Annotated in this window: 16 protein-coding genes, 2 tRNA genes, 3 rRNA genes and 1 pseudogene; 7 read left to right on the top strand and 15 right to left on the bottom strand. The window is 56.3% G+C overall.

All coding sequences use genetic code 11. The features are described from left to right. Positions 1–116: 116 nt before the first annotated feature. The 7 genes and pseudogenes from RGU70_RS06055 to RGU70_RS06025 form a co-directional block, all read right to left on the bottom strand. Positions 117–498: pseudogene (locus RGU70_RS06055) on the bottom strand (transposase); the annotation flags it as partial. A 179-nt stretch (positions 499–677) separates the two neighbouring features. Further along, positions 678–790 (bottom strand): 5S ribosomal RNA (gene rrf / locus RGU70_RS06050). A gap of 152 nt (positions 791–942) precedes the next feature. Next, positions 943–3,816: ribosomal RNA gene (locus RGU70_RS06045) — 23S ribosomal RNA — on the bottom strand. 315 nt (positions 3,817–4,131) lie between these two features. Further along, positions 4,132–4,207 (bottom strand) — tRNA-Ala (locus RGU70_RS06040). 40 nt (positions 4,208–4,247) lie between these two features. Beyond that, positions 4,248–4,324 (bottom strand) — tRNA-Ile (locus RGU70_RS06035). Positions 4,325–4,453: 129 nt separating this feature from the next. After that, positions 4,454–5,984: ribosomal RNA gene (locus RGU70_RS06030) — 16S ribosomal RNA — on the bottom strand. The 16S, 23S and 5S rRNA genes sit together here with 2 tRNA genes alongside, the layout of an rRNA operon. A gap of 548 nt (positions 5,985–6,532) precedes the next feature. Continuing rightward, positions 6,533–7,309: an enoyl-CoA hydratase gene (locus tag RGU70_RS06025; protein ID WP_322208489.1), complete on the bottom strand. Its 777-nt coding sequence runs from the start codon at positions 7,307–7,309 to the stop codon at positions 6,533–6,535. A 118-nt stretch (positions 7,310–7,427) separates the two neighbouring features. Here RGU70_RS06025 and RGU70_RS06020 point away from each other — a divergent pair, with 118 nt between their 5' ends. Beyond that, positions 7,428–7,865, top strand: a complete 438-nt coding sequence (locus RGU70_RS06020; protein WP_322208488.1) for a universal stress protein — start codon at positions 7,428–7,430, stop codon at positions 7,863–7,865. Between the two features lie 77 nt (positions 7,866–7,942). Here the strand turns inward: RGU70_RS06020 and RGU70_RS06015 are convergent, their stop codons facing one another. Both RGU70_RS06015 and apaG read right to left on the bottom strand, forming a co-directional pair. Continuing rightward, positions 7,943–9,103 carry a murein transglycosylase A gene (locus RGU70_RS06015; protein WP_322208487.1) on the bottom strand — a complete coding sequence of 387 codons (1,161 nt, stop codon included), beginning with the start codon at positions 9,101–9,103 and terminating at the stop codon, positions 7,943–7,945. A 202-nt stretch (positions 9,104–9,305) separates the two neighbouring features. Next, on the bottom strand, positions 9,306–9,680 hold the full coding sequence (gene apaG / locus RGU70_RS06010; RefSeq protein ID WP_322208486.1) for a Co2+/Mg2+ efflux protein ApaG: 375 nt from the start codon (positions 9,678–9,680) through the stop codon (positions 9,306–9,308). 187 nt (positions 9,681–9,867) lie between these two features. Between apaG and rpe the strand changes: the two genes are divergently transcribed. The 6 genes from rpe (at position 9,868) to trpC (ending at position 15,543) form a co-directional block, all read left to right on the top strand. Next, on the top strand, positions 9,868–10,527 hold the full coding sequence (rpe, locus tag RGU70_RS06005) for a ribulose-phosphate 3-epimerase (protein ID WP_322208485.1): 660 nt from the start codon (positions 9,868–9,870) through the stop codon (positions 10,525–10,527). A gap of 36 nt (positions 10,528–10,563) precedes the next feature. Continuing rightward, positions 10,564–11,244 carry a phosphoglycolate phosphatase gene (locus RGU70_RS06000; protein ID WP_322208484.1) on the top strand — a complete coding sequence of 227 codons (681 nt, stop codon included), beginning with the start codon at positions 10,564–10,566 and terminating at the stop codon, positions 11,242–11,244. Positions 11,245–11,568: 324 nt separating this feature from the next. Continuing rightward, positions 11,569–13,065 (top strand): anthranilate synthase component I, encoded by a 1,497-nt coding sequence (gene trpE / locus RGU70_RS05995; RefSeq protein WP_322208483.1) that lies wholly within the window; start codon positions 11,569–11,571, stop codon positions 13,063–13,065. After that, complete coding sequence (locus RGU70_RS05990; protein WP_322208481.1) at positions 13,065–13,637, top strand: aminodeoxychorismate/anthranilate synthase component II; 573 nt, start codon at positions 13,065–13,067, stop codon at positions 13,635–13,637. Before trpE ends, RGU70_RS05990 begins: the two co-directional genes overlap by 1 nt. Before the next feature lie 50 nt (positions 13,638–13,687). Further along, complete coding sequence (trpD, locus tag RGU70_RS05985; RefSeq protein ID WP_322210718.1) at positions 13,688–14,725, top strand: anthranilate phosphoribosyltransferase; 1,038 nt, start codon at positions 13,688–13,690, stop codon at positions 14,723–14,725. Positions 14,726–14,739: 14 nt separating this feature from the next. After that, positions 14,740–15,543, top strand: a complete 804-nt coding sequence (gene trpC / locus RGU70_RS05980) for an indole-3-glycerol phosphate synthase TrpC (protein WP_322208479.1) — start codon at positions 14,740–14,742, stop codon at positions 15,541–15,543. A gap of 877 nt (positions 15,544–16,420) precedes the next feature. Here the strand turns inward: trpC and ubiB are convergent. From ubiB to RGU70_RS05950, 6 genes are all read right to left on the bottom strand, one after another. Then, entirely contained in the window at positions 16,421–17,986 is a 1,566-nt protein-coding gene (gene ubiB, locus RGU70_RS05975) for a ubiquinone biosynthesis regulatory protein kinase UbiB (RefSeq protein WP_322208478.1), read from the bottom strand. Beyond that, positions 17,986–18,582, bottom strand: coding sequence for a ubiquinone biosynthesis accessory factor UbiJ (locus RGU70_RS05970; protein WP_416186484.1), 597 nt, complete (start codon positions 18,580–18,582; stop codon positions 17,986–17,988). Before RGU70_RS05970 ends, ubiB begins: the two co-directional genes overlap by 1 nt. Before the next feature lie 159 nt (positions 18,583–18,741). Further along, positions 18,742–19,476: a bifunctional demethylmenaquinone methyltransferase/2-methoxy-6-polyprenyl-1,4-benzoquinol methylase UbiE gene (gene ubiE / locus RGU70_RS05965; RefSeq protein ID WP_322208477.1), complete on the bottom strand. Its 735-nt coding sequence runs from the start codon at positions 19,474–19,476 to the stop codon at positions 18,742–18,744. A 148-nt stretch (positions 19,477–19,624) separates the two neighbouring features. Further along, the gene (locus tag RGU70_RS05960) at positions 19,625–20,080 is read right to left on the bottom strand and encodes a DUF971 domain-containing protein (RefSeq protein WP_322208476.1); all 456 of its coding nucleotides are present in this window, start codon (positions 20,078–20,080) and stop codon (positions 19,625–19,627) included. Then, positions 20,077–20,556 carry an HIT family protein gene (locus RGU70_RS05955; protein WP_322208475.1) on the bottom strand — a complete coding sequence of 160 codons (480 nt, stop codon included), beginning with the start codon at positions 20,554–20,556 and terminating at the stop codon, positions 20,077–20,079. Before RGU70_RS05955 ends, RGU70_RS05960 begins: the two co-directional genes overlap by 4 nt. A 3-nt stretch (positions 20,557–20,559) precedes the next feature. Then, positions 20,560–24,561, bottom strand: coding sequence for an FAD/FMN-binding oxidoreductase (locus RGU70_RS05950; RefSeq protein ID WP_322208474.1), 4,002 nt, complete (start codon positions 24,559–24,561; stop codon positions 20,560–20,562). Between the last annotated feature and the right edge of the window lie 93 nt (positions 24,562–24,654).

Genomic DNA, 24,654 nt, shown 5'->3' with positions numbered 1-24,654 from the left:
GTTTCATCCACTCCATTGGCTAGCCGTATTCCTTGTCGCGCCACTGACCTATGACCTGCCCCCAAAAATTAGCAACAGCGCGCAGTAGAATCCGAGTTTAAAAACTGTTTGCCCTCCGCTCGGCGTTGGTAGCGCAAGACGGAAGTGGACATGTTGATCAGCCCACAGACCCGACGTTCAGACAGTTGCCATTCGGTGTGAAGAACGGCGACCGCCTCCCGTCTTTCCTGTGGGCTTACCATGTTCGCGAAACAAGGTCCTTGAGCGCGGCATTGTCGAGCAAGGCATCGGCCAGCAAGCGCTTGAGCTTGCTGTTTCCTGCTCCAGCGACTTCAGACGCTTGGTGTCAGGAATTTCCATGCCGCCAAATTTGGCCTTCCATTTGTAATAGGAGGCATCGGAGAATCCGTGCTTGCGGCACAGCGCTGTGACCGGCAGCCCGGCATCGGCTTCTTTCAGATAACCGATGATTTGCTCTTCGGTGAATCGCTTCTTCATGATCCAGCTCCTTTCAGAGTTGGATTCCACTCAGGCTTGATGCTCATGTTGGGGGCAGGTCAGTCGAGCAAGGCATCGGCCAGCAAGCGCTTGAGCGTGCTGTTGGGCGAAGGCATTATTGAGTTGAAATAGAAAAAGGGCCGTAGCGGTTAAGCTAGGGCCCTTTTATTTAAAACAAAGCCTGACGATGACCTACTTTCACACTGGTTGCAGCACTATCATTGGCGCGAAGTCGTTTCACGGTCCTGTTCGGGATGGGAAGGGGTGGTACCAACTTGCTATAGTCATCAGGCATAACTTGTAACACTCGGTGCTCTCCAACGGGAGCAGCACAAAGCGCAATCTGGGAAGAAGTAAAGTTGGCATCTCTGGGCAGAGACGCCGGGTGTGTTGTACCGACCAAGGCAAACACAAATCTCATCGAATATAACCAGCTAAGGTTATAGGGACAAGCCTCACGGGCAATTAGTATCAGTTAGCTTAACGTATTACTACGCTTCCACACCTGACCTATCAACGTCCTGGTCTCGAACGACCCTTTAGGGGAATCTAGTTCCCGGGAAGTATCATCTTAAGGCGAGTTTCCCGCTTAGATGCTTTCAGCGGTTATCTCTTCCGAACTTAGCTACTCGGCAATGCCACTGGCGTGACAACCGATACACCAGAGGTTCGTCCACTCCGGTCCTCTCGTACTAGGAGCAGCCCCCTTCAAACTTCCAACGCCCACGGCAGATAGGGACCAAACTGTCTCACGACGTTTTAAACCCAGCTCACGTACCACTTTAAATGGCGAACAGCCATACCCTTGGGACCGGCTACAGCCCCAGGATGTGATGAGCCGACATCGAGGTGCCAAACTCCCCCGTCGATATGAACTCTTGGGAGGAATCAGCCTGTTATCCCCAGAGTACCTTTTATCCGTTGAGCGATGGCCCTTCCATACAGAACCACCGGATCACTATGTCCTACTTTCGTACCTGCTCGACTTGTCAGTCTCGCAGTTAAGCACGCTTATGCCATTGCACTATTAGCACGATGTCCGACCGTACCTAGCGTACCTTCGAACTCCTCCGTTACACTTTAGGAGGAGACCGCCCCAGTCAAACTGCCTACCATGCACTGTTCCCGATCCGGATAACGGACCAAGGTTAGAATCTCAAACAAACCAGGGTGGTATTTCAAGGTTGGCTCCACGCAAACTAGCGTTCACGCTTCAAAGCCTCCCACCTATCCTACACAGATTGGTTCAAAATTCAATGCAAAGCTACAGTAAAGGTTCATGGGGTCTTTCCGTCTAGCCGCGGGTAGATTGCATCATCACAAACATTTCAACTTCGCTGAGTCTCGGGAGGAGACAGTGTGGCCATCGTTACTCCATTCGTGCAGGTCGGAACTTACCCGACAAGGAATTTCGCTACCTTAGGACCGTTATAGTTACGGCCGCCGTTTACTGGGACTTCAATCAAGAGCTTGCACCCCATCATTTAATCTTCCAGCACCGGGCAGGAGTCACACCATATACGTCCACTTTCGTGTTTGCATAGTGCTGTGTTTTTATTAAACAGTCGCAGCCACCTTTTTATTGCAGCCCTTTTGTCCTTCTGGCGCAGGCCAGTCAAACTACTAGGGCGTACCTTATCCCGAAGTTACGGTACAAATTTGCCGAGTTCCTTCTCCCGAGTTCTCTCAAGCGCCTTAGAATACTCATCTCGCCCACCTGTGTCGGTTTGCGGTACGGTCTCGTTAGACTGAAGCTTAGAGGCTTTTCTTGGAACCACTTCCAATTGCTTCGTGAATAAATTCACTCGTCCCAACCCCTTGAATTACGCTACCGGATTTACCTAGTAGCCTTCTGTGAGTTAGGAACCGGGACTTCCAACACCCGGACAACCTTCCGCGATCCGTCCCCCCATCGCATCTAACGACGGTGCAGGAATATTAACCTGCTTCCCATCAGCTACGCATCTCTGCCTCGCCTTAGGGGCCGACTCACCCTGCTCCGATGAACGTTGAACAGGAAACCTTGGGCTTACGGCGTGGGGGCTTTTCACCCCCATTATCGCTACTCATGTCAGCATTCGCACTTCTGATACCTCCAGCATCCTTTACAAGACACCTTCGCAGGCTTACAGAACGCTCTCCTACCATATGTGTAAACACATATCCGCAGCTTCGGTGACTGGCTTAGCCCCGTTACATCTTCCGCGCAGGACGACTCGATCAGTGAGCTATTACGCTTTCTTTAAAGGGTGGCTGCTTCTAAGCCAACCTCCTGACTGTTTTAGCCTTCCCACTTCGTTTTCCACTTAGCCAATCTTTGGGACCTTAGCTGGCGGTCTGGGTTGTTTCCCTCTTGACGCCGGACGTTAGCACCCGACGTCTGTCTCCCAAGCTCGCACTCATCGGTATTCGGAGTTTGCAATGGGTTGGTAAGTCGCGATGACCCCCTAGCCATAACAGTGCTCTACCCCCGATGGTGATACTTGAGGCACTACCTAAATAGTTTTCGGAGAGAACCAGCTATTTCCAAGTTTGTTTAGCCTTTCACCCCTACCCACAGCTCATCCCCTAATTTTTCAACATTAGTGGGTTCGGTCCTCCAGTGCGTGTTACCGCACCTTCAACCTGGCCATGAGTAGATCACTTGGTTTCGGGTCTACACCCAGCGACTATCGCCCTATTCGGACTCGATTTCTCTACGCCTTCCCTATACGGTTAAGCTTGCCACTGAATGTAAGTCGCTGACCCATTATACAAAAGGTACGCAGTCACGGAACAAGTCCGCTCCTACTGTTTGTATGCACACGGTTTCAGGATCTATTTCACTCCCCTTCCGGGGTTCTTTTCGCCTTTCCCTCACGGTACTGGTTCACTATCGGTCGATGTCGAGTATTTAGCCTTGGAGGATGGTCCCCCCATGTTCAGACAGGATTTCACGTGTCCCGCCCTACTTGTCGCAAGCTTAGTTCCACACTACTGATTTCGTATAAGGGACTATCACCCTCTATGGCAGCACTTTCCAGAGCTTTCTACTATCAATAATGCTAAATCTTGCAGGCTGGTCCCATTTCGCTCGCCACTACTCTGGGAATCTCGGTTGATTTCTTTTCCTGCAGCTACTTAGATGTTTCAGTTCGCCGCGTTCGCTTTTAACACCTATGTATTCAGTGTTAAATGACCCTAAGGCCGGGTTACCCCATTCGGAAATCTGCGGATCAAAGCTTGTTTGCTAGCTCCCCGCAGCTTATCGCAAGCTACTACGTCCTTCATCGCCTGACATCGCCAAGGCATCCACCATGTGCACTTATTCACTTGTCCCTATAACTTTAGCTTCTCATCTGCTGTACTACCGTTCATTCGCAGACAAAAAGTGGTTACAAGGGTATTTCTATGAGTTTAGCGTTTGCCGTATTTCCAAAGCGGTCTTCTAAAACTTAAAGATCACTTCAAATAATACTTTTTTGATTTGATACAATCACACCCATCAATCTCCACTTCTCCACTTGCGTGAATCCGCTTAAATTGATAAATCTTTACTTCTTCCAGATTGTTAAAGAACGAAACAGCTAGTGATCTAAAAGATCAAACCTAAATCCGCACGCTCTTCGCGTTCGACTTAGGTTTGATATTTCTTGGTGGAGGTTGACGGGATCGAACCGACGACCCCCTGCTTGCAAAGCAGGTGCTCTCCCAGCTGAGCTAAACCCCCATTTACTTCTTATCAAACTTCGCTTGATAATCTTGTACCTTGGTGGGTCTGGTTGGGCTCGAACCAACGACCCCCGCGTTATCAACACGGTGCTCTAACCAGCTGAGCTACAGACCCGCTTGGATCAGTACACAGCGGCCAACTCTCGCGCTTTACATCGCGCCCCAGTCGCGCAGCCAAATAACTGTTCTTTTCTTCATTAACTTGTCGATAAGTGTGGACGCTTGACTTCCCCGTGCACTCTAGAAAGGAGGTGATCCAGCCGCACCTTCCGATACGGCTACCTTGTTACGACTTCACCCCAGTCACGAATCCTACCGTGGTAAGCGCCCTCCTTACGGTTAGGCTACCTACTTCTGGTAAAACCCGCTCCCATGGTGTGACGGGCGGTGTGTACAAGACCCGGGAACGTATTCACCGCGACATGCTGATCCGCGATTACTAGCGATTCCAACTTCATGGAGTCGAGTTGCAGACTCCAATCCGGACTACGATACACTTTCTGGGATTAGCTCCCCCTCGCGGGTTGGCGGCCCTCTGTATGTACCATTGTATGACGTGTGAAGCCCTACCCATAAGGGCCATGAGGACTTGACGTCATCCCCACCTTCCTCCGGTTTGTCACCGGCAGTCTCATTAGAGTGCCCTTTCGTAGCAACTAATGACAAGGGTTGCGCTCGTTGCGGGACTTAACCCAACATCTCACGACACGAGCTGACGACAGCCATGCAGCACCTGTGTAATGGTTCTCTTTCGAGCACTCCCAAATCTCTTCAGGATTCCATCCATGTCAAGGGTAGGTAAGGTTTTTCGCGTTGCATCGAATTAATCCACATCATCCACCGCTTGTGCGGGTCCCCGTCAATTCCTTTGAGTTTTAATCTTGCGACCGTACTCCCCAGGCGGTCTACTTCACGCGTTAGCTGCGTTACCAAGTCAATTAAGACCCGACAACTAGTAGACATCGTTTAGGGCGTGGACTACCAGGGTATCTAATCCTGTTTGCTCCCCACGCTTTCGTGCATGAGCGTCAGTGTTATCCCAGGGGGCTGCCTTCGCCATCGGTATTCCTCCACATATCTACGCATTTCACTGCTACACGTGGAATTCTACCCCCCTCTGACACACTCTAGCCGTGCAGTCACAAATGCAATTCCCAGGTTAAGCCCGGGGATTTCACATCTGTCTTGCACAACCGCCTGCGCACGCTTTACGCCCAGTAATTCCGATTAACGCTTGCACCCTACGTATTACCGCGGCTGCTGGCACGTAGTTAGCCGGTGCTTATTCTTCAGGTACCGTCATTAGCCCAGAGTATTAATCCAGACCGTTTCTTCCCTGACAAAAGAGCTTTACAACCCGAAGGCCTTCTTCACTCACGCGGCATTGCTGGATCAGGCTTGCGCCCATTGTCCAAAATTCCCCACTGCTGCCTCCCGTAGGAGTCTGGGCCGTGTCTCAGTCCCAGTGTGGCTGGTCGTCCTCTCAGACCAGCTACTGATCGTCGCCTTGGTAGGCTTTTACCCCACCAACTAGCTAATCAGATATCGGCCGCTCCACGAGCATGAGGTCTTGCGATCCCCCACTTTCATCCTTAGATCGTATGCGGTATTAGCTAATCTTTCGACTAGTTATCCCCCACTCTAGGGCACGTTCCGATATATTACTCACCCGTTCGCCACTCGCCGCCAGGATTGCTCCCGCGCTGCCGTTCGACTTGCATGTGTAAGGCATGCCGCCAGCGTTCAATCTGAGCCAGGATCAAACTCTTCAGTTTAATCTCTGTTTTGTGGCATTGCTGCCTACCCTCTCGGGTATCGCTCACTCAAAATACTGACAGATAATTTCTTTCGATCTTACCTATATTTCTTGTGAACATTTAATGTGTAAAGTTTGCGACACTTCCGAAGAAATATCGCCACAGTTCCATCAAACGCCCACACTTATCGACAGTTAATTTTTAAAGAACTTTCAGTCTCATCGCACCCAAGCCGCACACTTCGCCGCCCAACATACTCTGCTACTTCGCATCGCTTTCATTCATCTCTGAACTTCCGCTTATGCCGCAATCACATCGTTTTGTGTCATCGCTAAATTTTGTTTTTCAACTACATTTCGCTGCTTTCATCCAACCCTGAAAACAACTCATTTCGTACCCCACTTTCTCTACTGCTCCGCTGCTTCGTTTCCGCTGCAACTCGCTGTCTTCAGCGGGGAGGCGAACTATAGCAACCCACCCTCTTCTTTGCAAGCATTTATCGTAAATTATTTATATATTTTTCATTGCCCCTGCTACGAACCTTTTTGCAGCAGGGGAAACCAGCCCTAACTGTTCTTGAATACTGGCTGCGACTTCTCCAGAAAAGCCTTCATACCTATCTTCTGATCTTCCGTAGCGAAGGCGCTATAGAACATCATGCGCTCATATTTGACGCCTTCATTGAGCGTAGTTTCAAAGGCGCGATTGACGCAATCCTTAATCATCGCCGCTACCGGCTGCGACATGCCTGAGATAGTCGTTGCCGCAGACATCGCCTCTTCCATTAATTTATCCGCAGCGACCACGCGCGAAACCAAGCCCGCCCGCTCCGCTTCCTCGGCATCCATCGTTCTGGCGGTCAGACAAAGATCCATCGCCTTTGCTTTGGAGATCGCCCTCGGCAGGCGCTGGGTCCCGCCCGCACCGGGAGGTATGCCCAGACGAATTTCAGGCTGCCCGAATTTCGCCGTATCAGCAGCAATGATGAAATCACACATCATCGCCAGCTCACAACCACCGCCCAGCGCATATCCTGCGACAGCGGCAATCACCGGCTTGCGCACGCCCCGGATAATTTCCCAGTTGCGAGTAATGAAATTACCCTTATAGACATCCATGAAGGAATAAGCCGCCATCACACTAATATCAGCGCCCGCGGCAAATGCCCTTTCGCTCCCCGTCAGCACGATGCAGGCAATCGCCTCATCCGCATCGAATTTCAGCAAGGCATCGCCAAGCTCAATCATCATTTCATCGTTCAAGGCATTCAGCGCCTTGGGCCGATTCAGCGTAATCACACCGACCTTATCCCGGGTTTCCACAATGATCGTTTGATAATCCATGACATCTCCTTCTTAGTTATACGAATAGTGCGTACATTGTATGATTGATGTGCCGCGCGCCACATCCGCAATCGCGAGATCCCTGCCCCGGCGCACATTCACACTCTGCGGAGGCAACATGTTCAAATCCATTCTAGTCCCTACCGACGGCTCTCCCTTATCCGAGAAAGCCATTCAAACCGCAGTTGAGTACGCTCAACTCTCCGGAGCCAAAATCATCGGCATCTCAGTTGCCGAGCCCTACCCTTTTTCACCGCTGGCAGAAAGTGCCATGGCGATAGACCCCAGCCTGTATGAAGATAGCGTACTGGCCCTGGCCAGACAATACGTACAAAAAATTGCGGATGCGGCTCATGCCGGCGGCGTGCAGGTCGAAACGGCAACCGCCATGTCGTTCTCCGCCGATGAAGAAATCATCAAGGCAGCCGCCCAGTACGGCTGCGATGTGATTTTTATGGCCTCGCATGGGCGCAGCGGCTTCAGCAGACTGCTCCTCGGCAGCAAGACGCAAAAAGTGCTCGCCCATTCAACGATCCCGGTTCTGGTTTTGCGCTAACCAGTCCCAAAACGACAGACCTCTTATACATCGCTATATAAGAGGTCTGTCCAAGCGCCACGCTCAAGCACTTACGACTACTTCGGCAGCAGTACCCAAAGCATGCCGCGCTGCTTCATTGCCCCTGCCCTCTCGCCGGCCTCCCGGCCAAATCCCCAGAAATAGTCCGCCCGCACCGCACCGCGAATCGCTCCACCGGTGTCCTGCGCCATCACCAGGCGTTGCAGACTTTGATCGCTGTTAGGTTGCGTGGTCGATAAAAACACCGGCGCACCCAAAGCAATATGCTGAGGATCAACCGCAATCGAACGCCCCGGAGTCAGCGGCACACCCTGCGCGCCCTTCGGCCCCACCGCTGCGTCGACTAATGGCTCCTCGCGGAAAAACACATAACTCGGGTTGGCATTCAAGACTTCCTGCTGACGCGCCGGATGCGAAGCCACCCAGGCCTTGATATTCTGCGCCGAAGCCTGCTCCATCTTCATCTCCCCCTTATCGACCAGATAACGACCGATCGATTTATAAGGAAGACCGTTCTGATCCGCATAGGCCAGACGGATCGTTTCCTTGCCACCGTCGAGCTCTACCCGCCCCGAACCCTGCACTTGCAGGAAGAAAGCCTCGACCGGATCATCCACCCAGACCAATTCCTTCCCCTTCATGGCGGCCGATTGCGTCAACTCTCCCCGCGAGGCATAGGGCACGACCTTATTGCCGACCACACGGCCGCGCAAACGCAAATTTTTCAGTTCGGGATAGACGCTCGATAAATCAATCGTCAGCAAATCTTCAGGCGCACGGTACAAGGGCGTCTTATAGTTACCGCCGCGCTTGCGCGACCCGCGCAGCAAGGGTTCGTAATAACCAGTCACCAATCCGGTATCGGTGCCATCCGCATTGACTACCCGATAAGGATTCAGCGAACTTTCGAAAAACGAACGTATTGCCGCCCCATCGGCCGGATTCACCTCGCGTGCCGCCGCGCAAACACCGCTCCATTGCGGCCGTTTGATTAATACGGAACAAGATGTCAGGAAGGCCGGCCAGGCCTCGCGCTGATCATCCGCGCCCCAACCGGGCAAGGCGGCATACGTTGTCAACTCCAAAGTAGCCGCTGCGGATGGCGCCGGAACGGCAGGCACAACCGGCGCGGGGCGCTGTGGGGGAGTTGTGCAAGCGGTAAGGAAAAGCGCGAATGCAGTGGCGATTGCAGGTAGACTGCGACGGACAAATGACATGGGAGGCAATCAATATGTGGTTACTAATACTCGAATTTTGCAGCGCCTTTTGCCTGTTTGCGTTCATCGTATGGTGGACCATGTTTTCAGGAAGAAAGCCCGCCCCAAAACACAAACCGGCATCCACCCGTACGCCATCAGACAATGCACCGGGCGACAAGCACAAAGAATAATTCCTCTGGGCAGAGCCAGAAAACCCGGCTTAATGCAGCGTGCGCGGCAAAGAGAACACGAATTCGGGAATCTTCGCTTCGAACCGCTCGCCATCTTCAGCAACGCAAAAGAACTCGCCGTGCATGGAACCCTGAGGCGTTTTCACGGCGGTTCCGCTGGTGTATTCGAACTGTCCGCCGGGCTGCAAGAACGGCTGATGCCCCACCACGCCCAAACCCCGTACCTGCTCAACGTGGTTATTGGCATCCGTAATGACCCAATGCCGCGAAATCAGTTGGGCGGCTACCGTGCCGGTGTTTTCGATCGTAATCGTATAGGCAAACACAAAATGGGAGCGATCCGGTTCGGACTGCTCTTCTATATAACGGGTTTTAACTGAAACCGTAAACTCATACGTTGCCATGCACAGACCTCTTTTTTGCGAATGGCTCAGTGTAAACCGGATCGACTATGAAAGCGGCAACACCGCCAAAAATGTGAAAAATACGCGGATGGGCGATTTCACTACCACCACTCCACCGTAGCCATGCCAGAGAACGCTCCTGTTCGATACAGGTAAAATAGCGCACCTTTACCAGCCCGCCTGCCCCATGCCTACCTACCGCATCGCCCCCAGCATTCTTTCCGCCGATTTTGCCCGTCTGGGCGAAGAAGTACGCAATGTCGTCGCCGCCGGTGCGGATTTCATTCATTTCGATGTCATGGATAACCATTACGTCCCCAATCTGACGATAGGCCCGCTGGTCTGCGCAGCGATACGGCCGCATGTCCAGGTGCCCATCGATGTGCATCTGATGGTCAAACCGGTCGACCGCATCATTCCCGACTTCGCCAAGGCCGGGGCCAATATCATCACCTTCCACCCGGAAGCCTCCGACCATATCGACCGCACCCTGCAACTGATCCGCGACCAGGGTTGCAAGGCCGGACTGGTATTGAACCCCGGCACCCCCCTGCACTACCTCGACCATGTGATGGACAAACTCGACATCATCCTGATCATGTCGGTCAATCCCGGTTTTGGCGGCCAATCGTTCATCCCCGAAGCGCTGCACAAGATCGCCGCCGTACGGCAACGCATCGACGCCAGCGGCCGCGACATCCTGCTCGAAGTTGATGGTGGCATCAAGGTCGACAACATCGCCGCCGCCGCCCGCGCCGGAGCCGACACCTTCGTTTCCGGCTCCGCCATTTTCGGCCAGCCCGACTACCGCGCCGTCATCGACGCCATGCGCGCCGAACTGGGCTAAACCCTAAGCCGCCTCACTTTTAAAGGCAATTCCATAATGCTGGACAACATGCTGAACAACATACGCGCGGTCATCATCGACCTCGACGGTACCATGCTCGACACCGCGCCGGATTTCCATGCCGCCATCAACCTCATGCTGGGCGACCTCAACTTGCCCGCGCTCGATCAGGCACGCATCATCAGCTTCGTCGGCAAAGGCACCGAAAATCTGCTGCGTCAGGTGCTCGCACTGAGCTATCCCCCGGCGCAACTTGAGCAGCAATTCGCCACCGCGCTCCGCTCCTACGAACACCACTACCAGCAGATCAACGGCCGTCATACGACGCTCTATCCCGAGGTCATCGCCGGACTGGAGGCATTCCAGGCCAAAGGACTGCGGCTGGCCTGCGTCACCAACAAACCGATCGCCTTTGCCGTACCGCTGCTGAAAGAAAAAGGCTTGCATGCCTATTTTGACGTCATCTACGGCGGCGACTCGCTGCCAACCCGCAAGCCGCACCCCGGCCCGCTACTGCAAGTCTGCGCCGACTTCGACCTGGCACCCGGGCAAATAGTCGCCATCGGGGACTCCTCCAACGATGTCATGGCAGCGCGCGCCGCCGGTTGCCGCGTATTCACCGTGCCTTACGGCTACAACCACGGCGTTCCTATACAGGATGTCGATTCCGATGGTATAGTTTCGACCTTACTGGACGCAGCGCGGCACATTCAATGAACTTGCGTCTCAGCCAAAAATGTTTGGCGTCATGCAATAAAAACGAGTCCCACGCAGCGCAAACGGATTACAACCCACCCAAACAACCATCATGTTTCTGAACAAAAAACGCACATTCGCCCACTCAGCCGCCCCCGGGGCCTGGCTATGGCGACGCTGGCAAAACTGGACCCACTAAGTCCGTACGCCATGCCGCTGATCGCCCTCCGCCGTCAGCGCGTTTTTTGTAATACCCCCATTAACGATACCGCGATACCGTTCATGTCCGCGCGCAGCTGAAAGCTGGCGCACAAGACATCTAGCAAAAGCGGTCTGGAGAGAAACATGACTGAACTCGAATTCACCTCGCTGGCAGCACAAGGCTACAACCGCATCCCCCTGATCGCCGAAGCCTTCGCCGATCTGGAAACGCCCCTGACGCTCTACCTCAAACTGGCCCAGACGCAGCACGGCGGCAAAAACACCTTCCTGCTCGAATCGGTGGTCGGCGGCGAGCGTTTCGGCCGCTACTCCTTCATCGGCCTGCCTGCCACGACCATGTTGCGCAGCTACGGCTCGCGCATCGAAGTCGTGAAAAACGACAAAGTTATCGAATCGCTGCAAGGCAATCCCCTCGATTTCATCGCCGAATTCCAATCGCGCTACAAAGTCGCGATCCGTCCCGGCATGCCGCGCTTCTGCGGCGGCCTGGCCGGCTATTTCGGCTATGACACCGTACGCTATATCGAACCGCGTCTGGCCAATTCGACACCGCGCGACGACCTCGGCCTGCCGGACATCCAGCTCCTGCTCACCGAAGAACTGGCCGTCATCGACAACCTCTCCGGCAAGCTCTACCTGATCGTCTACGCCGACACCACCCAGCCGGAAGCCTTCGCCAAAGCGCGACTGCGACTCAAGGAATTGCGCACCATGCTGCGCCGTCCGGCCGACGCCCCGGTCACCTCGGCCTCGGTACGCACCGACACCGTCCGCGAATTCGCCAAAGAGGATTACCTGAAAGCCGTTGCCAAGGCCAAGGAATACGTCATGGCCGGCGACCTGATGCAAGTGCAGATCGGCCAGCGCCTGAAGAAACCCTATGTCGATTCGCCGCTGATGCTGTATCGCGCCTTGCGCTCGCTCAACCCGTCTCCTTACATGTATTTCTACAATTTCGGCGACATGCAAATCGTCGGTGCCTCGCCTGAAATTCTGGTACGCAACGAAGACATCGGCGACGAACGCAAAAAAATTACCATCCGTCCGCTAGCCGGCACCCGTCCCCGAGGCGCCACCGCCGAACGCGACGCGCAACTGGCCAGGGAATTGCTGGCCGATCCCAAGGAAATTGCCGAACACGTCATGCTGATCGACCTGGCGCGCAACGATATCGGCCGCATTGCCCGCACCGGCAGCGTCAAAGTCACCGACCAGATGGTGATCGAAAAATACTCCCATGTGCAGCACATCGTCTCCAACGTCGAAGGCGAACTGCAAGCGGGTCTGTCGAATCTGGACGTACTGCGCGCCACCTTCCCGGCCGGCACACTCTCCGGCGCGCCGAAAGTGCGGGCCATGGAGATCATCGACGAACTGGAACCGACCAAGCGCGGCATTTACGGCGGCGCCTGCGGCTATCTCTCCTTCGGCGGCGAAATGGATATCGCCATCGCCATCCGTACCGGCGTCATCAAGGACGGCACGCTGTACGTGCAGGCAGCCGCCGGCATCGTCGCCGACTCGATTCCCGAAATGGAATGGGAAGAAACCGAAAACAAGGCGCGCGCCGTACTGCGCGCCGCCGAACAAGTGCAAGACGGACTGGATGGAGAAATCTGATGCTGCTGATGATCGACAACTACGACTCCTTTACTTACAACCTGGTCCAGTATTTCGGCGAACTGGGCGAAGAAGTACTGACGGTGCGCAACGACGCCATCACCCTCGACGAAATAGAAAAGCTCGCCCCGGCCCGCATCTGCGTCTCGCCCGGCCCGTGCAGCCCGGCGGAAGCCGGCATTTGCGTCGATCTGCTGAAACGCTTTTCGGGACGCCTGCCGATTCTCGGCGTCTGCCTCGGCCATCAGGCCATAGGCGAAGCCTTCGGCGGCAAAATCGTCCGCGCCCAGCAAGTGATGCACGGAAAAACCTCGCTCATCACGCATACCGGCGTCGGCGTCTTCGCTGATTTGCCCAGCCCTTACACCGTGATCCGTTACCACTCCCTCGCGATAGAACGCGCCTCCCTGCCGGACTGTCTGGAAATTACCGCCTGGACCGACGACGGTGAAATCATGGGCGTGCGGCACAAGGAATTCGACGTGCAGGGCGTGCAGTTCCACCCCGAATCCATCCTGTCGGAACATGGCCATGCGCTGCTGAAGAACTTCCTGACCGGCCCTGCGGCATGAGCCTGCACGCGCTCACCACACCCACCTTCCACCGAGAACCGACCCCCGCCATGGCCATTACTCCACAGGAAGCGCTCACGCGCTGCATCGACCACCGTGAAATTTTCCACGATGAAATGCTGTCCTTGTTTCGCCAGATCATGCGCGGCGAAGTATCGCCGGTGATGATCGCCGCCCTCACCATGGGCTTGCGCGTGAAGAAGGAAAGCATAGGAGAAATCGCCGCAGCCGCTGAAGTCATGCGCGAATTTTCGACCAAGGTAGCGCTCACCGACACCCGCAACCTGCTCGACATCGTCGGCACCGGCGGCGACGGCGCGCACACCTTCAACATTTCCACCGCCTCCATGTTCGTCGCTGCCGCCGCTGGTGCGCGGGTCGCCAAACACGGTGGGCGCAGCGTTTCTTCCTCGTCGGGCAGCGCCGATGTGCTCGAAGCGCTGGGAGCCGACATCAACCTGCCGCCGGAACAAGTCGCGCAATCGATTGCCCAGACCGGCATCGGCTTCATGTTCGCACCCAACCACCACGCCGCTATGAAACACGCTGCGCCAGTGAGAAAAGAGCTGGGCATACGCACCATTTTCAACATCCTCGGGCCGCTGACCAATCCGGCCGGCGCGCCGAACATCCTCATGGGTGTGTTCCACGCCGATCTGGTCGGCATCCAGGTACGCGTGCTGCAACGACTGGGCGCGCAACACGCCATGGTGGTCTGGGGTCGCGACAATCTGGACGAAGTCACGCTGGGCGGTGCCACGATGGTGGGTGAACTGATTAACGGCGAAATCCACGAATATGAAATCCATCCCGAAGATTTCGGCCTGACGATGTCCGCCAGCCGCAACCTGCAAGTTGCCAACGCCAGCGAATCGAAACAGCGGGTGTTTGAAGCCCTGGCCGGCACACCCGGGCCTGCGCACGATATCGTGGCACTCAACGCTGCCGCCGCACTCTACGCCGCCGGCGTCGCGCCTTCGATTGCCGATGGCCTTGAGCGCGCACGAACCGTCATCGCATCCGGCGCAGCACGCGCCAAACTGGACCAGTTCGTTCAGGTTACCCAACAACTCGGCGGTCGCGCCTGATCGGAACTCCCCGCATGTCAGATATTCTCAACCGCATTCTCGACGTCAAAGCCGACGAACTTCGCGCCGCGAAAAAAATCCAGGATTTTGCCAGCCTGCGTCGCGAAGTCGAATCCGATAACGACCCGCAACGGGCGCTGCGCGGCTTCGGCGAAGCCATCAGCAGCCGCGTCAACAAGCGCCTGCCTGCCGTGATTGCGGAAATCAAGAAAGCCTCGCCCTCCAAAGGCGTGATCCGGGAAGACTTCCAGCCGGATGCGATTGCCATGAGCTATGCCAGCCACGGTGCGGCCTGTCTTTCGGTACTGACCGATGTCCATTTTTTCCAGGGATCGCCCGCCTATCTGCAACAAGCGCGTGCCGCCTGCGCCCTGCCGGTACTGCGCAAAGATTTCATGATCGACCCCTATCAAATCTATCAGGCGCGCGCCTGGGGTGCCGATGCCATCTTGCTGATTGTGGCCGCACTCGACCACGGCCTGATGGCGGAACTGGAAGCCTGCGCGCTGGAAATCGGACTGGATGTGCTGGTGGAAGTCCACAACGCCGAAGAGCTCGACGCCGCACTGAAACTGAAAACGACCCTGCTTGGCATCAACAACCGTAATTTGCGCACCTTTGAAACGACGCTGCAAACCACGCTGGATTTACTGCCGCGCATTCCCGTCGACAAACTGGTCATTACCGAATCGGCTATCGCCACGCCGGACGATGTACAGCGTATGCGCGACGCCGACGTTCATGGTTTCCTGGTCGGCGAAGCCTTCATGCGTGCGCCGGAACCGGGCGTGGAACTGGGGCGTTTATTTAGTTTGTAGTTGGAGAGTGAGTGGAGGCAAATTCCTTCTTCTTCCGGCGTGCCGCCGGATCCTTCGATACGGGATTTCATCCCTACTCAGGACGAACGGTTAGGTGTGTCACAACCGAAAAACACCACCGACTATTCACTGAGAACCTACCCACCGTTCACCTGAGAACCTACCCACCGTTCACCTGAGAAGCTACCCACCGGTCACCTGAGAACCCACCCACCGTTCGTCCTGAGTAGGAGCAAGGCTCCGTATCGAAGGATCCGGCGGCACGCCGGTCGGAAGCCTTCACTAGCGCATCATCAGCACGTCCTCAGAATATAAACCGCAGCAGCAACTGCACCACCACAATCGCCCCGAAGCTCGCCTGAGAGCCCACCCACCGCTCGCCTGAGAAACCACCCACCGCTCGTCTGCGAACCCACCCACCGTTCGCCGAAGAACCAACCCACCGTTCGCCTGAGAACCTACCCACCGTTCGTCCTGAGTAGGAGCAAGGCTCCGTATCGAAGGATCCGGCGGCACGCCGGTCGGAAGCCTTCACTAGCGCATCATCAGCACGTCCTCAGAATATAAACCGCAGCAGCAACTACACCACCACAACCGCCCCGAAGCTCGCCTGAGAAACTACACACCGTTCACCTGAGAACGCACCTACCGTTCACCTGAGAACGCACCTACCGTTCACCTGAGAACGCACCTACCGTTCACCTGAGAACGCACCCACCGTTCGCCCGAGAACGCACCGACCGTTCGTCTGAGAACGCACCCACCGTTCACCTGAGAACCTACCCACCGTTCGTCCTGAGTAGGAGCAAGGCTCCGTATCGAAGGATCCGGCGGCACGCCGGTCGGAAGCCTTCACTAGCGCATCATCAGCACGTCCTCAGAATATAAACCGCAGCAGCAACTGCACCACCACAATCGCCCCGAACAAGCCCACGCCAAAGTACACCAGCACGCCCAACAGCATATTGGTGCGCTTCTGCTCCACCAGTAAACTCTTGAGCAAATCATTGTTCTGCGACTGCTTCGATTCGGTCACCTGCGTCAGCGCCTGATGCGCCAGCCGTGGCAATTGCGGCAGCAACTTGCTGTAGCGCGGCACTTCAATTTTCAGTTGCTCTACGAATCCGCGCCAGCCCAGTTGCTCACTCATCCAGCGTTCCAGATACGGTTTCGCGGTTTTCCACAAATCCAGTTCAAGGTCGAGCTGCCGACCCAGTCCCTCGATATTGAGCAGGGTTTTTTGCAGCAGCACCAACTGCGGCTGCACTTCCACATTGAAACGGCGCGAAGTCTGGAACAGCCGCAGCAGCACCTGTCCGAAAGAAATATCTTTCAGCGGCCGGTCGAAAATCGGTTCGCAGCAGGCGCGCACTGCGGCTTCCAGTTCATCGACCCGGGTTTCTTTCGGCGCCCAGCCGGATTCGATATGCGCTTCGGCCACGCGTTTGTAATCGCGTCGGAAAAATGCCAGAAAGTTTTGCGACAGATAATCTTTGTCGAAATCGTTCAGCGTGCCGACGATGCCGAAGTCCAGCGCGATATAGCGCCCCAAGGTTTCCGGTTCGATCGACACCAGAATATTGCCGGGATGCATGTCGGCGTGAAAAAAGCCGTCGCGAAATACCTGGGTAAAGAAAATTTCCACTCCGTCGCGCGCCAGCTTGGGCAAATCCACGCCCGCTGCGCGCAAGCGCTCGGTTTGGGAAATCGGAATCCCTTTCATGCGCTCCATCACAATCACCGACGACGAGCAGAAATCCCACATCATTTCCGGCACCATCAGCATGTCAGAGTCCGCGAAATTGCGACGCAACTGGCTGCCGTTGGCCGCCTCGCGCATCAGGTCTAGCTCATCGTGCAGGTATTTGTCGAATTCGCCGACGACTTCGCGGGCTTTCAGGCGACGGCCGTCCTTCCATAGTTTCTCCAGCCATTCGGCAGCGATGTGCATCAGGCCGATATCTTTATCGATGGTGTTGCGCATATTGGGTCGCAGCACCTTGACCGCGACTTCGGTGCCATCCTTCAATACGGCGAAATGCACCTGCGCGATGGAAGCCGAGGCAATCGGGATGCGGTCGAACTGGGCAAACAACTCATCGGGATGCGCGCCCAGCGATTTCTGGATTTGCGCAATCGCCAGATCAGTGCTGAACGGTGGCACGCGGTCTTGCAGCATCGCCAGTTCATTGGCGATATCGAGCGGCAGCAGGTCGCGCCGGGTCGACAGCACCTGACCGAACTTGACGAAAATCGGCCCCAGGTCTTCCAGCGCCTTGCGCAAGCGCTCGCCACGCGGTGCCGACAGATCGCGCCAGAACAAAATGCCATTGATGAATTTCCCTATACGCGGCGATTTGAGACCGGAGATAGCAAGGTCGTCGAGGCCATAACGCACGGCCACGCGCACAATTTTGAACAGTCGCAGCGAACGCAGGAACATCAGATTTTCTCCAGTTTTTCAATGCGCTTGACGAGCCGTTCCAGATCGTCGCGCAAGCGCACTACATCAGCCGAAAATTCGACGGCCAGCGAGGGACGGATCAGCATCGGCTGTTCTTCCAAAAAATACTCGGCCAGATTTTCGGCCACTTTGCGTTGTGTTTGCTGCAGGTTCGCCACGACCGCTTTCGCGCCGCTGACGATGCGGGCGGCGGCGATGTCGCCGACGAAACGGCTCAAGTCATCCGTGGCATCCCAGCGCAGAGATTCGCTGAGGCGGGCAATGGTGGCGGCCAGATCGGCATCGCCGGCAATTTTGACGTAGGACACGGCGCGGGTGCGGTCGGCGGCAATCAGCGGCAAGTCCGATAATTTGATGCTGATCGTGACGTCGGGTGCAGCGTCCGCAGCGGCTGTTTCCAGCAAGCCATCGTCACCGATACGCAGACGCGGGGCGGCAATCCCCACATCGATGCAGGCGACCTTGCCGCGATGCGCAAGCAGAAGATCGCGCGCCCAGGACTCTTCTGCCAGCACATGATTAATGGCGGCAGGCAGCAGGGAAGAACTCAGGAAATCAATGGAGGGGGGCATCATGGAGGAGCACTTCATGGGAAACACATCACGGAAAGAAATCAAGCCGCCCCGATCAGCTCGCGGGCGGCGTTGCGGTTAAGCAGAGAACCGGATGACGACCGGCAGGGAACAATAGAAGTGGGTGTAACGGATATAACCGGTGTAACGGATGCTACGCGCTTACAGCTTGATACCAGTATGCAGCGCCGCTACGCCGGCACTCAGATTGAAGTAATCCACGCGGTCCAGACCGGCCTCCTGCATCAGCGTTTTCAGGGCTTCCTGATCGGGATGCATGCGGATCGATTCGGCCAGATAGCGGTAACTGTCGGCATCGTTGGCAATTTTCTTGCCCAGCCACGGCAGTATCGAAAACGAATACAGGTCGTAGGGCTTTTTCAGTATCTCCGCCACTTTGGAAAATTCCAGCACCAGCAATTTCCCGCCTGGCTTGAGGACGCGCCGCATTTCAGCCAGCGCGGCATCCTTGTGGGTCATGTTGCGCAGACCAAAGGCGACGGACACGCGGTCGAAATAATTATCGGGAAAGGGGAGTTTTTCGGCGTCGCAAATCAGCGTTGGGGTGGAAATACCCTTGTTGAGCAGCCGGTCACGGCCCACGCGCAGCATCGATTCGTTGATATCGGTCAGCCACACTTCGCCGCCAGGGCCAGCCTGCCGCGCAAACGCCGCAGCCAGATCGCCGGTACCGCCCGCAATGTCGAGCACTTTGAAGCCGGGACGCACGCCGGCTTGTGCGATGGTGAAGGCCTTCCACGCCCGGTGCAGACCGACCGACATCAAGTCGTTCATCACATCATATTTGGCGGCGACGGAATGAAAGACTTCGGCGACTTTATGTACCTTGTCGTCTTCCGCAACGGTGCGGTAGCCGAAATGTGTGGTGTTGGTCATGATCGGTGTGCCAGAAGAAAAAATGGGGGGGGAAGAAAGAAGGGCCATTATACAAGTGGGTGCGGAAGAGACCTCCGACCGCAACCCGGCATGCCTGCGAAATCAGCGAAGTCAACGAAATCAGCGATGTGGGCAGCAATCCATCCGATTAATGCACATGGCCGCAAGACGAGCCCGTACTCTTGACCGGTGCAGCGCCAGCGCCACGGCCGCTATCGCCGGGATAACCGGCCAGTTGCAGCCGTTGCAGGTAATCGGTCCACATGGCGCTCTGGTCGCGACCTAGCTGATACAGGTATTCCCAGGTGTAAATGCCGCTGGCATGGTCATCCGAAAAAACCGGTTTGACGCCGTAATTGCCCACCGGCTCCAGCGCGACAATCTCGACCTCGCGCTTGCCCGTCTGCAATACTTCCTGCCCGGCGCCGTGGCCGCGCACTTCGGCCGAGGGCGAATACACGCGCAATAATTCAAATGGCAGCGAGAATTGCGCGCCGTCGTCGAACTCGACTTCCATGACCCGCGATTGACGACGCACCTTGAAGCTGGTGGGCGCAGGCGCCGGGGCGGGACGCGCTGCGGGAGGGGTAGTGAGGTCGGTCATGGCAACTTCCTTTCAGGTACTGGTGCAAACCCTTGCTCCAGCGCAGTACGTAAATGAGCAAGGCGAGCGATGCGCGGCTGCAAGCTGGCATCCAAAGCGACCCGCTGTGCTGCCGCCCACACCGGCGCAGGGAAATGGGCGTCGTCGGTATAGCGCGGAATCACATGCCAGTGCAGATGCGGCGTCATGTTGCCCAGACTGGCCAGATTGATTTTGAATGGCTGCATCGTTTGACGCACGATAGATTCGACCGTCCACACGGTGTCCATCAGCACATCGCGGTCAGAGGCGTGGAGGTCAGTCATTTCACGCACATGCCCGTTCCAGATGATGCGGCAAAATCCGGGGTAGTCGGCGTCATCGACCAGCACCACGCGCAGCTTGTCGCTGCGATGGACGACCGTGCCGCCGTCGCTGTCGCACAATTCGCACGCGGTACTGGCGCCGCTTGCGGCCGGATTCGCTGAGTGGTCCATGTTCTAGACCAGCACCCGCTCGATACCGCCGTTGTTGGCTCGCGCCACGAATTCAGGCATCCAGTTTTCGCCCAGCAAATGACGCGCCATTTCCACCACGATGTAATCGGCGGTGGTGCCCGAGTCATCGTTGAAGCGCGACAAGCCCTGATAGCAAGACGGGCAAGCGGTCAATATTTTGACTTCGCCTTCGAAACCATCGGCGCGCAGTTTGTCGCTGCCCTTGATCATTTCCTCTTCCTTGCGGAAGCGCACTTGCGTCGCGACATCGGGACGGCTAACGCCGAAGGTGCCGGATTCGCCGCAGCAGCGGTCATTCTTTTCAATCTTTTGCGCGTCGATCGTGGTGATCAGCGCATTGACTGTTTTCAAGGGATCCTGCAACTTCATCGGCGAGTGGCATGGGTCGTGATACATGTAACGGGTACCCTCCACGCCTTCCAGTTTCATGCCCTTTTCGAGCAGGAATTCATGGATGTCGATAATGCGGCTGCCGGGGAAGATCTTGTCGAATTGATAGCCCTGCAACTGGTCGTAGCAAGTGCCGCACGAGACCACTACCGTTTTGATATCCAGATAGTTGAGCGTGTTGGCCATGCGATGGAACAGCACCCGGTTGTCGGTGATGATTTTTTCGGCCTTGTCGAAGTCGCCCGCGCCGCGCTGTGGATAACCGCAGCACAGATAACCCGGCGGCAAGATGGTCTGCACGCCGACATTCCACAACATCGCCTGCGTCGCCAGTCCGACCTGAGAAAACAGCCGTTCCGATCCGCAGCCGGGGAAGTAAAAAACGGCTTCGGTGTCGGCATTGGTCGTGAGCGGATTGCGGATAATCGGGACGATTTTGTCGTCCTCGATATCGAGCAAGGCGCGCGCGGTTTTCTTCGGCAGATTACCCGGCATTTTCTTGTTGATGAAGTGAATCACCTGTTCCTTGATCGGCGCTTTGCCGACCGTGGCTGCCGGTTTTTTGGTCTGCTTGCGGGCGAATTTCTTCAATATCTCATGGCCCAGTCGCTGCGCCTTGAAGCCCCAATCGGTCATGACTTTACGCGTGGCGTTGATGGTGGCCGGATCGGTGGCATTGAGGAAGAACATCGCCGCGCTGGTGCCGGGGTTGAACGATTTCTTGCCCATTTTGCGCAGCAGGTTGCGCATGTTCATCGACACTTCGCCGAAGTCGATATCAACCGGGCAAGGCGTCAGACACTTGTGGCAGACCGTGCAATGGTCGGCCACATCTTCAAACTCTTCCCAGTGCTTGATCGAAATCCCGCGCCGGGTTTGTTCTTCGTACAGGAAGGCCTCGATCAACAGCGAGGTAGCCAGAATCTTGTTGCGCGGCGAGTACAGCAGATTGGCGCGTGGCACATGCGTGGCGCACACCGGTTTGCATTTGCCGCAGCGCAGACAGTCCTTGATGCTGGTGGCGACCGCGCCGATATCGCTTTGCTGCATGATCAGCGATTCGTGCCCCATCAACCCGAACGAGGGCGTATAGGCGTTGCGCAAATCGGCTTCGTAGCCGGGCAGATTGAGCAGCTTTCCCTTGTTGAAACGGCCTTCAGGATCGATACGCAGTTTGTAATCGCGGAAATCGCTGATTTCGTCTTCGGTCAGGTATTCGAGCTTGGTAATGCCGATGCCATGCTCGCCGGAAATGACGCCATCAAGTTCGCGCGCCAGCACCATGATCCGGTCCACCGCATCATGCGCGTCCTGCAACATGGCGTAGTGGTCGGAATTAACCGGGATATTGGTATGCACATTGCCATCGCCGGCGTGCATGTGCAGCGCGATAAAGACGCGTCCGCGCAGCACCCGCGTATGCACCTCGGTACATTCTTCCAGAATGGCCTTGAATGCCCCGCCGCTGAAAATATGCCGCAGCGAAGCGCGCACTTCCTTCTTCCAGGACACGCGCACCGTGCGATCTTGCAGCAGATGGAACAGCGTGGCGGCAGCATCGACTTGCAGATGGCGCTCCACGTCGGCATCGAGGCCGACCAGACCCAGCGCGTCCAGTTCCGGCAGAGCGGCACGCAGCGGCTGATCCAGATTGGCCTGCAAATACAGCCAGCGTTTTTCCGTGACGTCAATCAACTCATCGGCCTGCGCGACGCGATCTTCCAGCCATTCCGACGCGCTCACCTTGGTGCCGTCAACGTCCTCGCTCTTGCCGACGGGCAGGTTGCCCTTGGCAAAGTAGGTACGCAGTTCTTCCAGCAGTTGCAGCTTGTTCTTGATCGACAGCTCGATATTGAGTCGTTCGATACCGTCGGTGTATTCGCCCATGCGGTTCAGCGGGATCACCACGTCTTCATTGATTTTGAAGGCATTGGTGTGCTTGGCTATCGCGGCGGTACGGGAACGGTCGAGCCAGAATTTCTTGCGCGTTTCCGCCGTGACGGCCACGAAACCTTCGCCCACGCGCTGGTTGGCGATGCGCACGACTTGCGAGGCGGCTTGTGCCACCGCGTCTTCGTCCGCGCCAACGATATCGCCGAACAAGACCATTTTGGGCAGTACGCCGCGCTTGGACTTGGTGCTGTAGCCGACTGCGCGCAGATAGCGCTCGTCCAGATGTTCAAGACCGGCGAGGATGGCACCGCCGCGACGGGTTTCGCCGTCCAGGAAATTTTTGATCTCCACAATCGAGGGAATCGCGTCACGCGCCTGACCGAAAAACTCCAGGCATACGGTACGGGTGTGCTTGGGCATCTTGTGCAGAATCCAGCGCGCCGAGGTAATCAGGCCATCGCAGCCCTCTTTCTGGATGCCCGGCAGTCCCGACAGAAATTTGTCGGTGACGTCCTTGCCCAGTCCTGCCTTGCGGAAGGTACGGCCGGGAATTTCCAGGATTTCGGTTTTGAAAACAGGATTTTTATGGCCCTTTTCGGCCGGATGCGTCCACTCCAGCCGGAAACGCGCCAGCGGGGTGTCATGGATTTTGCCGAGATTGTGATCGAGACGGGTGATGTCGAGCCAGTCACCGTTAGGATCGACCATGCGCCAGCTGGCCAGATTGTCGAGCGCGGTGCCCCATAACACCGCCTTCTTGCCACCCGCATTCATCGCCACGTTACCGCCGATGCAGGAAGCCTCGGCGGAAGTCGGATCGACTGCAAACACGAAGCCGGCCTTTTCGGCGGCATCGGATACGCGCTTAGTCACCACGCCTGCGCCGGAAAAAATCGTCGCATAGGGAATGTCGAGTCCGGGCAGAGTCAGCATTTCGACTTCGCCGAGCTGTTCCAGCTTTTCGGTGTTGATCACGGCCGACATCGGCGTGAGGGGAATCGCGCCACCGGTGTAGCCGGTTCCGCCTCCCCTTGGAATGATGGTCAGACCGAGTTCGATACAGCCCTTGACCAGACCGGCCATTTCCTCTTCGCCGTCCGGTGTCAGCACGACGAAGGGATATTCAACGCGCCAGTCGGTAGCGTCGGTCACATGCGACACCCGTGACAGGCCGTCGAACTTGATGTTGTCTTTGGCGGTATAGCGGCCCAGTGTTTTGGTGGCGCGCTTGCGCAAATCATAGGTGTGACGAAATTCTTCGGCGAAAGCGGCGATCGCGGCTCTGGCCGCTTTCAACAGGGCTTCGACATTGGCGCTGCGAATACGGGCGACTTCATCGCCGTTTTCCGCCAGATCGGTCGCCATACGGCGCTTGTCGACTTCTGCCAGCCGGTGATTCAAGGCTTCGATCAGCGACGCGCGCCGCTTGGGATTGTCGAGCAAATCGTCTTGCAGATAGGGGTTGCGCTGCACAACCCAGATATCGCCCAGCACTTCGTACAGCATGCGGGCGGAACGGCCGGTCTGACGCTTGCCGCGCAATTCGTCGAGCAAACCCCAGGCGTCTTCGCCCAACAGCCGGATGACAATTTCGCGATCCGAAAACGAGGTGTAGTTATAGGGTATTTCGCGCAAGCGCGCGGCCGCAACGCCATGCGGCGCGTCGGGTAGCAATGCCTCAGTTTTTAAGGGTGCGTTCATCTATAAAGGGAAAAGTCGGGCGGGAGGCTATTCTATCGTATTGCTCCGTATTCCGAAGGAGCAAGCCCGGTTTCGGGCGTGCGCCAAGTAAGT

Source organism: Herbaspirillum sp. RTI4 (assembly GCF_034313965.1).
GTDB lineage: Bacteria > Pseudomonadota > Gammaproteobacteria > Burkholderiales > Burkholderiaceae_D > Herbaspirillum.
This window is presented reverse-complemented; position numbering and strand designations above follow the sequence as displayed.